Annotated in this window: 9 protein-coding genes (1 of these 9 running past the window's edge); all 9 read left to right on the plus strand. The window is 51.0% G+C overall.

Annotated features, from left to right (window positions below):
• Positions 1-8: 8 nt before the first annotated feature.
• On the plus strand, positions 9-215 hold the full coding sequence (locus H8K11_15380) for a hypothetical protein (protein ID MCS6265135.1): 207 nt from the start codon (positions 9-11) through the stop codon (positions 213-215).
• Between the two features lie 54 nt (positions 216-269).
• Positions 270-461, plus strand: coding sequence for a hypothetical protein (locus H8K11_15385; GenBank protein MCS6265136.1), 192 nt, complete (start codon positions 270-272; stop codon positions 459-461).
• Positions 448-2,811 (plus strand): AAA family ATPase, encoded by a 2,364-nt coding sequence (locus H8K11_15390; GenBank protein MCS6265137.1) that lies wholly within the window; start codon positions 448-450, stop codon positions 2,809-2,811. Before H8K11_15385 ends, H8K11_15390 begins: the two co-directional genes overlap by 14 nt.
• Positions 2,801-4,504, plus strand: coding sequence for a site-specific DNA-methyltransferase (locus H8K11_15395; protein ID MCS6265138.1), 1,704 nt, complete (start codon positions 2,801-2,803; stop codon positions 4,502-4,504). The genes H8K11_15390 and H8K11_15395 overlap by 11 nt, the downstream gene beginning before the upstream one ends.
• A 6-nt stretch (positions 4,505-4,510) precedes the next feature.
• Positions 4,511-5,656 carry a DUF1016 domain-containing protein gene (locus tag H8K11_15400; protein MCS6265139.1) on the plus strand — a complete coding sequence of 382 codons (1,146 nt, stop codon included), beginning with the start codon at positions 4,511-4,513 and terminating at the stop codon, positions 5,654-5,656.
• Complete coding sequence (locus H8K11_15405) at positions 5,653-8,334, plus strand: DEAD/DEAH box helicase family protein (protein ID MCS6265140.1); 2,682 nt, start codon at positions 5,653-5,655, stop codon at positions 8,332-8,334. The genes H8K11_15400 and H8K11_15405 overlap by 4 nt, the downstream gene beginning before the upstream one ends.
• Before the next feature lie 208 nt (positions 8,335-8,542).
• Complete coding sequence (locus H8K11_15410; protein MCS6265141.1) at positions 8,543-8,875, plus strand: flavodoxin family protein; 333 nt, start codon at positions 8,543-8,545, stop codon at positions 8,873-8,875.
• A gap of 456 nt (positions 8,876-9,331) precedes the next feature.
• Complete coding sequence (locus tag H8K11_15415) at positions 9,332-9,985, plus strand: TIGR02391 family protein (GenBank protein ID MCS6265142.1); 654 nt, start codon at positions 9,332-9,334, stop codon at positions 9,983-9,985.
• Positions 9,986-10,770: 785 nt separating this feature from the next.
• On the plus strand, positions 10,771-11,285 hold the 5' portion of the coding sequence (locus H8K11_15420; GenBank protein MCS6265143.1) for a hypothetical protein. Its footprint extends 49 nt past the window's final position; 515 of the gene's 564 nt are visible here — the first part of the coding sequence; its start codon is at positions 10,771-10,773; its stop codon lies off the right edge, out of view.

The following is an 11,285-nucleotide window of genomic DNA, read 5'->3' on the forward strand; positions in this document are numbered from 1 at the left end:
GGACGGCTATGAGCGAACCAGCTATCATCTGTCCCTCCTGTAGGACCGAAATCAAGCTGACTGAGTCTCTCGCTTCGCCGCTGACCGAATCCACGCGCCGTGAATACCAGAAGCAACCAACTCAAAAAGACGCCGACGTTGCAAAGCGCGATGCTGCGTTGCGGAGCGAGAAGAAGTTCTTTGGAAAGCACAGCAAACAATCGATGACCATTTGAATGCTCAAAAGGCGGGACAAGGAGAGTAGTCGTGTTTGATTGGGATCGCGGCAAATGAGCAAGCCAGATGAACAAGTAGCAGATCGAATCATTGAAGAACTTCGCAAGCAGAAGCTCTTGTCAGACTCTGCACTGGAGAAGCTTAAACCACAACTGATTGCTGGAAGGCTGTCGGCAGAGGACTGGAAACTTGCGATTGAGTTAGATTGCAGGGAAGAAGCAAAGGCAACCGATGAAGATCACTAAAATTTCAATGGCCGGCTTTAGAGGGGCCACGGTTCCGGTCGAAATAAGATTCGATACAAGTAAGGCTGTTGCCCTGGTTTTTGGGGAAAATGGCACAGGCAAGTCGACCATTGCCGATGCTTTCGACTTCCTTTGCAATGGTACTTACGGTTCGCTTGAAAACTACCATTTTGGTGAGTCGCCAAAGAAATACGTGGCTTCATTCAAAATGCCTGCCTCTGCGGTCACAGTAACGCTGACTTCTGATTCTTTATCATGGGTTGCTGTTCTTGGGAAGGAAGGCCCTTTAGTAACGCCAAGCACTGGCTATCCGGACGCTCGGATTCTTCGGCGTAAGGCAATACTAAAACTGATTGATGCGCGACCGAAGGATCGCTTCGAAGAACTGAAGACATTCATCGCCATACCTAATATCGAGAAATCGGAAGAAGGGTTACGCGAAGCTTATAAATTAGCACAAAAGTCATTCGACGAAAGTGTCCGAGCATACTCTCAGGCCAAAGATGGTTTAGAGACTCTTTGGGCTAAAGAAGGTAAACCAAGCACAGATCCCATAGCGTGGGCGGAGAAAGAGTTATCCAGTGACATGACGAGGCTGCAGGAACAGGTCAAGGAGGTTGAAACTTTAGAGTCAGCGTTTCGGCTTGGAGAAACTGGCCTCAATTCGCTCGACTCTGCCCGTAAGGCACACAAGGAGGCAGAACAATCGCTTAAAGAGGCTGAAGACAAACTGAAGAAGACCGAATCTGAACAGGCACAACAAAATGCTGAATTAGTTACATTGCTCGAAGGGGCAAGAGCTTACATAGAGGGTAGGCAAGACTTAACCCAATGTCCCGTATGCGAACAGCAAATTACGCCTGTTGATCTTGCCCGTCGGTTGAAAGATCGAATAAGGGAGATGCAAGAGATTAAAGTTCTTGTTGAGAAAGTCTCAACCGCAAAGGCGGCGCTTCAAGTTAAAACATCCCTTGTAGGACAGGGTCAGAACGAGACTTGTGCAAAACTAAAGGCTATCGGCTTGAGCCTGAAGGGCTGCACGTTAGGGGAAGTAGCAAGGTTGAAAATGAAGTGGGAGGACTACGCTGAGCTTCTATCTGGCGCTGGTCCTTCCGACTCGACAGAGAAACAAGCTCGGCAATTGTGGCAGATTGCCCTGCCGTGTAGAAATCATCTTCAGGCTCGGAAGGATGCAGATCAAAAATCTATTAGTCAGCACAATGCTATTAAGACTTATTTCGAAACAATGAAAGGGAAGCAAGCTCAGGCTGCTTCCTTAGAGGGACTTCTGAAGACGTTGAAGGCCGTTCTTGACGTCGTATCGAGAGAACGAAAAGACTACGTCGAAGAAATTCTAAAGAGCATATCCGGAGAAGTAGAACGTCTTTATGCGACACTCCATCCCGGAGAGGACATAGGAAAAGTCAGCTTCTATCTCAAACCCAATACCATAGGCTCTTTAGAGTTTGATGCGCAGTTCTATGACGCGCCAGATCTTCCGCCTCAGGCTTACTACAGTGAATCGCACCTTGATACGTTAGGCATATGTGTGTTTTTAGCTCTCGCTAAATTCTTTAAGACGGACAAAACGATAATCATTCTTGACGACGTGTTAACCTCGATCGATAGTCCCCATCTCTCTAGATTTATGAACATCCTCCACGAGGAGGCTTCCCTCTACAACCAGTTCTTTATAACTACCCACTATCGACCTTGGCGAGACGTTTATCGGTGGGCGAGAGGGCCAACCGCAAATACTCAGTTGATTGAACTAGGTCCTTGGACTTTGGTGCGAGGTCTTAATGTTGGTGAATTCAAAAGCGCTATTTTAGAGTTGCGGGATATCTTGAATAAGGGGCCATACGATCGTCAGACCGCTGCATCGAAGGCGGGAATCATCTTAGAATCTTTGCTCGACTTTCTCACTGTGAAATACAGATGCCGTGTGCCAAGGAATACTCGCAATGAGTACACTCTGGGCGAGTTGGCCCAAGGAATTGACTCAAAATTGGGAAAGGAACTTCGCTCACGAATGCCGCCCTCCAAGGGAGCCGCAAAGCTAGATATAGCGCTGGGGCCACTAATTGAAAATGCATCGGCAAGAATTTGGGTTAGAAACACAGTAGGCTGCCACTTCGCAACCCTCGGGAGCGAGGTCAGTGACGCAGATGTTAGAGCGTTCTGCATGGAGGTGCTTGCCATCGCGGACAATCTAATTTGCCAGAACTGTCAAAGGCACGCAACGCGAAGACCTTCAGGAAGTTATTGGCAATGTGCGTGTGGGGACCTTGAACTGTACCCTCTAATCTACCCAGGAGCGGATCTAGGAACTGTAGACGATGAAGGGTAATGCAAAACTCGAACTCACATGGATTGGGAAGGAGAACAGGTCGAAGCTGGAGCCGCGTATCCTGCTGGAGGACTGTGAGAAGTCCTATCATGCTTCGCATCGAGTCACTGACCACGACATCTTCGACAACCGCCTCATCTTTGGGGACAACCTGCTGGCCCTCAAGGCGCTCGAACAGGAATTTACCGGCAAGATCAAATGCATATACATCGATCCTCCATATAACACGGGAAGTGCCTTTGAGCATTTCGATGACGGGCTTGAGCATTCCTTGTGGCTAAGCATGATGAGGGAGAGGGTCGAACTTCTGTGGCGGCTGTTAAGCTCTGCCAACGGCACCCTTCTCGTGAGCATTAATGACGATGAAGGACATTATCTCAAGGTATTGTGCGACGAAATCTGTGGCCGATCATGTTTTGTAGCATCGCTCGTATGGAACTATGAAGGCAATACGGATAACCAAGCCAGAATTATCAATTATCATGAGTACATCCTTGTTTACTCTAAGACCGGAGAAGTTGACGAACCAGGGGTCATTGATCCTTCCATCGGTCAGCACAGCAAACTCTATAGAGAAGAGATAAGAAACACGATTATTAAAAATGGCCCAAAGAATCCCCCTCGGAAAGTGGTCCTACCGACTGGATTTCCAGTGGCCTTTTCTGAAGGTATTGTTGCTGCATCCTCGGTCAGATTTCCAAAGTATTCCCGAGATATTGTCGTTAAGAATCATCAGATACGAAATGACGTTGAAGCAGAAACCGGCTGGAGTTCGCGAGAACTGCTCGAATCGTTTATCGGGAACCAATTCAAGCCAGTGCTCGATTCGAAGGGGCAGGAAACAAGATTTGAACTCACAAGCAGCGGTGCGATCGAGGCTGTTAAGAGACGTGAACAGCGAAAAGGGCACTTCTTATCGGTGTTGCGAGGTTTTGGGACTACAAATCAGATGCGCCTAATGCTCGAGAAACTTGGCATTACCTTCACTTATCCCAAACCAGTTGATTTGATCGCCTATCTGATTGAAGCATTCACTGGTGCTGATGATTGGGTGTTGGATTCGTTCGCGGGTAGTGGGACTACTGGACACGCAGTTTTTAAATTAAACAAGGAAAAAGGTGGTCGCAGGAGGTTTATCCTTGTTGAGCTGAATCAAGACACTGTTGAACAGGTGATCATACCTAGGCTGAAGGCAGTCATAGACGGTCATGCCAATGCGGATCTCGATAAACACGGAGGTGGCTTCCGCTACTACCACCTTGCCCCCTCACTGTTAGAGAAAGACAAGTGGGGCAACTGGGTCATCAATAAGGCCTACAACCCTGCGATGTTGGCTCAGGCGGTCTGCAAGCTGGAAGGGTTTACCTACGCGCCGAGTGACACGGTCTATTGGCAGCAGGGCCATTCATCAGAGCGGGACTTCATCTATGTCACCACGCAGAACTTGAGCCATGACCAGTTGCAAGCGCTGAGTGATGAAGTCGGCGAAGGCCGCTCGTTGTTGGTGCTTTGCTCCGCGTTCCGTGGAAAAGCCGATCGGTATTCCAACCTGACGCTCAAGAAGATTCCAAAAACGGTCCTCTCCCGCTGCGAGTGGGCCCATGATGATTACAGTCTCAAGATCGAGAATTTACCCCAGGCGCCCCCGCCGCCGGGGCAGCAAACGCTCGTTTTGGATCAGAGCGATTCGTAGGCCAGAATGACGCAACCCACCCGCCACACTCTTTATCACCGGATTCGAGAGATCCTAGATTCTACTCTGGCCGGGGTGGCTCGGTCGGTCAATACAGCGCAGGTCTGCGCCAATTGGCTCATTGGGCGCGAGATCGTGGAGGAAGAGCAGAAGGGAAAGAAACGGGCGCGTTATGGTGAGGCGCTGCTTAAAGACTTGTCCCGGCGTCTGTCCACGGATGTGGGCAAGGGCTGGTCGGTGCGGAATCTCGAATACTGCCGGGCGTTTTATCTGGAATACCCGTTGTTGTTAGGAGGCCGGAATTCGAACGCGGTGCGTTCGATTTTATCGCTTCTCTCGCCAGCCGATGATCGACAGATTTCGAACGCGCTGCGTGCGGAATCATGGCAGCCCGGCCGGCTTCACTCCAATCTGTCGTGGACACACTACCGAACGCTGCTTCGCGTGGACAAGACGGACGCCCGCGCCTTCTACGAGATCGAGGCCATCAAGCATGCCTGGTCGGCTCGCGAACTGGAGCGACAATTCACGAGTTTGCTGTACGAACGATTGGCCCTGAGCAAGGACAAGAAGGGGCTGATGAAGTTGGCAACAAAAGGCCACGTCGTTCAGCATCCTACCGACATCTTTAAGGACCCGGTCGTTATGGAATTCCTCGGTCTGCCGGAATCTCCGCGCCTGGTCGAATCCCAGTTGGAAGAAGGGCTCATCAATAACCTTCAGGCCTTTCTGCTGGAACTAGGCAAAGGGTTCGCCTTTGTCGCCCGCCAGGAGCGGTTGACGTTGGACGGCGACCATTTTTACATCGACCTGGTCTTCTACCACACGGTCCTTAAGTGTTATGTGCTCATCGACTTGAAGACCGGCAAGCTGATGCATCAGGACCTTGGTCAACTGCAACTGTACGTGAACTACTTTGACCACGAACGACGTACAGCGGGCGACAGCCCGACACTGGGATTGATTCTCTGCGCGGACAAGAACGACGCCGTCGTCCGCTATACCCTGGGGCCGGAACAGGAGCAGAAGATCTTTGCGAGCCGGTACAAGCTGCATCTGCCCACGGAGGCGGAGTTGAAGGCAGAGCTGCGCCGGGAAGTCCGGCAGTTGAGCGGCACGACCGCCAGTTCATCGGGAAAGAAGGCTCCATGAATCGCCACGTCAATGCCATAGCCGGTCGCCTGAGCCTCAGGCCTCCTCAAAGGCAGTCCTTGGAAATCCTGGACCGTGTCACAGAGATTGTCCCGCCCAAGAAGAACACGGATCTGAGTACGGCACTCATGGCGATCAAGAGCGAATTTCCCACCGTCACTGACTTTGAGCGAGATTTCCCGTCCCTCTGCTTCGCGCTCGCGACCGGCGTCGGCAAAACTCGGCTCATGGGCGCCTTTATCAGCTATCTGCATCTGGCCTATGGTATCAACCACTTCTTCGTGCTGGCTCCGAACCTGACCATCTATAACAAACTCATCGCGGACTTTACGCCCAATACAGCAAAGTATGTCTTCACGGGGATTGCAGAATTTGCAACGGAACCGCCAACGATCATCACGGGAGACAACTATGAGTCCGGAGTCGCTGCTCGTGTGACTTCATTGCCGGGATTTGGTCAAGAGGTCCACATCAACATTTTCAATATCTCGAAGATCAACTCGGAAGTACGAGGCGGGAAAGCCCCACGGATCAAACGCCTGTCTGAATATATCGGCCAGAGCTATTTTGAATACCTCGCCGGCCTCGACGATCTGGTTCTGATCATGGACGAGTCGCATCGTTATCGAGCATCGGCCGGTGTGCGAGCGATCAATGAATTGAAGCCCGTCCTTGGGCTTGAACTGACTGCCACGCCGTTCGTGGAGTCGGCAAGAGGTCCTATCCCATTTAAGAACGTGATCTACGACTATCCATTGGCCAAGGCGATGGCGGATGGCTTTGTGAAGGAACCGGCCGTGGTGACGCAGAAGAATTTTAATCCAGCCCAGTTCGGCGCTGCCGAGCTTGAAAAGATCAAGCTTGAAGACGGCGTGCGTGTCCATGAGAACACCAAAGTCGAATTGGAGACCTACGCTCGCCAGACAGAGCAGCGCACCGTGAAGCCGTTCATGCTGATCATCGCCCGTGATACGACCCATGCCGGCCAATTGATGCAGCTCATCCAATCTACTCAGTTCTTCGAGGGACGATACAGAGACAAAGTTATTCAGGTGGATTCCAGCAAGACCGGTGCCGAAGAGGATCAAATGGTTCAGCGGTTGCTCGCAGTGGAAAACCCGGAGGAGCCGACCGAGATCGTCATTCACGTCAACATGTTGAAGGAAGGGTGGGACGTGACGAACCTCTACACGATCGTGCCGCTGCGAGCCGCTAATGCGCGTACCCTCATTGAGCAGTCCATCGGCCGTGGCCTCCGACTTCCTTACGGAAGACGAACCGGCGTGAGTACGGTAGACCGGCTGAATATCATTGCGCATGACCGCTTCCAGGAAATCGTCGATGAGGCGAATAAGCCCGATTCGGCGATTCGGTTGACTCAGGTCATTCTGGACCCGGCCACTGATCTTCAGAAGACCCGCACGGTCGTTGCCAAATCAAGAGTTGAGGAACAGCTGCACGGCGCCTTTCTCACCGGGCCACTCGGAGGATCTGCCGCGGCTACTTCGATATTTTCCGGAGAAGTCGAACGCGGCATTGCGCAGGCGGCATACAAAGAAATCCAGAAATACGAGAACCTTCCTTCTTCTCAGTATCTGCTCAAGCCGGAGATTCAGGCCAAGATCGTCGAGGAGGTCAAGAGAGCAGCGCTGCCGAGTCAGCAAGGGTTACCGGGCATGACGACCACTCCAGACATTGCCGCTGTGGTTCAAAAGACGACGCAGCTTGTGGTGCAGCAGACCATCGATATTCCGCGCATTCTTGTGGTGCCGAAAGGTGAAGTAACCACGGGGTTCGATCGTTTTACACTCGATTGTTCAAACATCCATTACCAACCGGTCGAGCGGGATTTGCTCATTCAGCATCTTCGGACGCATGAACAGGAGACGATGAGTTATGGCGGGCAGATGCAGCCGGAACAACGTTTGGAAGATTATGTGATCCGGGGTCTCGTCGATTTCGACGACATCTCCTACGATGAACATGCGGACCTACTGTATGCCCTGGCGGGTCAGCTCGTAGAGCATCTGCGCTCCTATCTCACGACAGAAGAGGAGATTAGGAACGTCCTGATTTACTATCAAAAGCAGCTCGCCGCCTTTGTTCACGCACAAATGCAAGAACATCAATGGGAGAAAGCCGCTGGCTACGATGTGGTAGTGAGCAAGGGGTTCACTGAGTTAAAACAGAGTGCATACACCGCCAAGGATGGGGAGGCGGTGCAGGACTTTCGCCAGACTGTCGAGGATCGAGGACGAATCGCACAAGTGGTCTTTGCCGGGTTCCAACGATGCCTCTATTCCGTCCAGAAATTCGATTCAGACACAGAACGACGCCTGGCCATTATTCTCGACCGAGACTCACAGAAGTGGTTTCGGCCCGTATCTGGGCAATTCCAGATTTCCTATAAGCTCGGCGTCTCGGCCCGTGATTACCAACCGGATTTCGTGGCGGAAACGGCTGACTGCATCTACATGCTTGAGCCCAAGGCCAAGAATGAAATGACTTCGTCCGAGGTAGTGGCCAAGAAAGATGCCGCTGTTATCTGGTGCAACCGTGCCACGACCCACGCCCTCAGCAACGGCGGAAAACCATGGAAATACATCCTCATTCCCCACGACGTGATTGCGGAAAACATGACGCTGGCTGGGCTGGTAAGTCAATTTGTCGCGGTTTGAGGTGGTCTGAGGATCTAGGATTTTTTCTTGCGGTGCCTGCCAAGGGGTGGACTCAGCAATGCGCTCTGTGTGGGGCGCAGATTAAGGATGGAGACGGGGAAATCGAAGTGGAGGCCCAATGGCAGGATATCGACGGAAGTTCATGGCTCTTTCGCCGAGTCTGGCACAAGCCCTGCCATTTACAGCATTTGGATGAGGGCGAAGAAACTTGAGAAGAAGAACCGCAGAAGAAGCCAATTTCAAGAATCCCGCGATTACTGTTTGCGGAATAAACGGTTCCCCGCAAAAAACAGGTCTGTGCTCGCGCCTTCTCAAACGCGTCTTAGATGGTAGTCGGGAGTATGGTGCGCGGTCTCGACGGATCCATCTAATTGATCACGAAGACACATTATTCCGTCTCAGTCACATAAAAACACCACCAAAAACAATTCGTACTTTGCTGGACCAAATTCGTGCCGAGGCCGATTGCTTAGTCCTGGCTACCCTAGTTCATTGGTTCGGGATGAGCACTCTTATGAAATGCTTTATCGATCATCTCTGATACCTGAAATATGACAAGCCCGGGTCCAACCGTTTTGAGTTGGAGGGGAAAGTCGTCTCGTTTGTGGCAACTGCGGATGAAGATGGAGGATTGAAAACAGTACTCGACATGGTGGGGCCTCTGAACCATATGGGCGCTATTATCCCGCCATATGCGACCTACTTTCATAACCGACAAATGGCCAAGAAGTCGGTGGACGAGTGGATGAACGATCCAGAATTCGTTGGCCGTGTAACTGTTCAAGTAGCCGAATCTATAAAAGACATTTCTGACTGGGGCCGAAGCAGAACTCGTCCACGGCGATAGTCACTGCGGCATGTTTCATCTTGACGGTTGAAGTCCTGTTACCTCATTTAATGGCCCCTTTCTAATATGAGTTGTTCGGCTATCCATAGTGCACTGCCAGACTCGAACACACTTCTCGCTCTAGAACCAGAGGAGCTAGCAGGTGTTCTGTTGCGAATTCTCAAGGATCAAGTGGGAGATCCTGGGAATCCGAGAAACAATGTATTGCAGAGAGGAGCCGTTATTCATTTCGAGAGGGTGCAAGGTTATCCAAGGGAAGTTCGAGAGCAGATACTGGATGCGCTACATGAGTCCTGGAATTGGCTTGAAAGCAGTGGCTTAATTGCTCAACGTGAAGGTAGTCCGCACGAGACATTTTTTATTACCCGTCGTGGTTCTCAAATAAGGACGACGCAGGATTTTGAAACGTTCAGAAAAGGTAGATTGTTAGCGAGAGACTTATTGCATTTATCGATAGCCGAACCGGTGTGGCTTCTGTTCATTCGAGGAGAATATGAGACCGCTGTTTTTCAGGCTTACAAGGAAGTGGAGGTGGCTGTCCGAACAGCTGCAGATTTCACTGCGGCCGATCTTGGAGTGCCCCTGATGAGGAAAGCATTCCACGTGCTGACTGGCCCTTTGCGAGATCCGGATGCGTTGGAAGCAGAACGGCAAGCCCTATCCGATATGTTTGCGGGAGCCATAGGCTCTTACAAGAATCCAAGCAGTCACCGTCGCGTGCCCATAGGTGCAGAAGAAGCCGTGGAAATGATTATGCTGGCAAGCCATCTTCTCAGAATCGTCGATTCACGGAGAAGAAGTTAATGGCGCGTAGGTGAGGACCTACCTGTCCCGGAAGGTGCCGTTTCCAATTGGTCCGTTATTGCCCTTGGCAATGGCATGCCTATTCGGGCCCTGTTCAACAACGCTCTGTCTCAATATCGTTTAAACATGCCGTACAAGAGCCTTAAAATTGTTGGGGTCCTCAATTCTTTGATCAGCAGTCGATAATTTTCCGCAATGCTACTACTCTCTGGAATATCTAGAGCACTACTAATCTGTTGAACTTCCTCCATGTTGCTGTTGCCAATAAACCTCTGAACTTGCCGTGTCCGCCGGCGCCCTTGTTTATTTTTACACCCATGTTTTCGAAGGCTTCCACGCTGACGTTGTAGCTGCGTAATAGGCAAGACTTGTAGCGGTTCTAAACTTAGCTGTTTACGGAAGCTCAAATGGTAGTGCTTCACAACGTGAATTTCGGAGGAGACGCCAGAGCCGTCATGCCTGCCACTCAGGCGGCTCGATGCCGAGTGGATCAAGAATAAATACGTGTAATGTTATTTTAATTTTTCGGCTTGACGACATTGCTGTCTTCAGTTAGCCTTCACGCGCGTTCGATCTTACGACGGACGATTCCGCTCTGGTTTGCTGCGGGTGGTCACCATGCAGTCGCCAACGCCAGACTTTCTGCATCTTCGGGTTTTTCAGAGCCCATCACGTCCCAAGCCGCATAAGCATCTAACAGCAGTTATGGGTAGGGAAGGACTAGCTGTCTTGTGATTCCGTTCATTCCTTGAACGTACCTTTTTGCACTCTTGGCAGGTGAAGTGATGAAATCCAAGGCCAACATCATGCATGAGGCAGCACTTCGGATCATTGAGAGCTATCACCAAAATGGCGATCCTTTCACGCTCTTTTTAAGTAGTTGGCCGTTTGATATGGCCCGCAAACTACTGTTCTCTCTCATGGGCCGTAATGGAGACGTTCAAGTCCGTATTGGATTAGAACGGCAGGTACGTATAATGTTAAAGCAGGATGGTTTGGAAACTGTTGCAGTCTACAGAGAGGGAGATGATCAGCGAATTGCTATTCCGCAAGAATGGCCCGCGCTAACGATGCCAGAAAAAGAATGGAAACGGCAAATCGAGCAGCTTGCGGGCCTAGCAGATCTCATAGTCGTCTTTTGGGGAGTGACAAGTGATAGCTTAGCGGAGGAACTCGATATATGCTCGGCCGACGCTAACAGGCTAAAGACTGTAGCCATTGTGCCGGCCGAGCCAAGGGACATATTCCTGAGCCAAATGCACCAGGTTATTCCTCGTATTGTTCCATTAAATGAAATCCC

Origin of the sequence: Nitrospira sp. (genome assembly GCA_024998565.1) — a bacterium.
Taxonomy (GTDB): domain Bacteria; phylum Nitrospirota; class Nitrospiria; order Nitrospirales; family Nitrospiraceae; genus Nitrospira_A.

What these genes read in the sequence shown, in the direction of transcription:
- H8K11_15405 (MCS6265140.1), top strand. Translation starts at nt 5,653, where the DNA reads ATGAATCGCCACGTCAATGCCATAGCCGGTCGCCTGAGCCTCAGGCCT.
- H8K11_15395 (MCS6265138.1), top strand. Translation starts at nt 2,801, where the DNA reads ATGAAGGGTAATGCAAAACTCGAACTCACATGGATTGGGAAGGAGAAC.
- H8K11_15400 (MCS6265139.1), top strand. Translation starts at nt 4,511, where the DNA reads ATGACGCAACCCACCCGCCACACTCTTTATCACCGGATTCGAGAGATC.
- H8K11_15385 (MCS6265136.1), top strand. Translation starts at nt 270, where the DNA reads ATGAGCAAGCCAGATGAACAAGTAGCAGATCGAATCATTGAAGAACTT.
- H8K11_15380 (MCS6265135.1), top strand. Translation starts at nt 9, where the DNA reads ATGAGCGAACCAGCTATCATCTGTCCCTCCTGTAGGACCGAAATCAAG.
- H8K11_15390 (MCS6265137.1), top strand. Translation starts at nt 448, where the DNA reads ATGAAGATCACTAAAATTTCAATGGCCGGCTTTAGAGGGGCCACGGTT.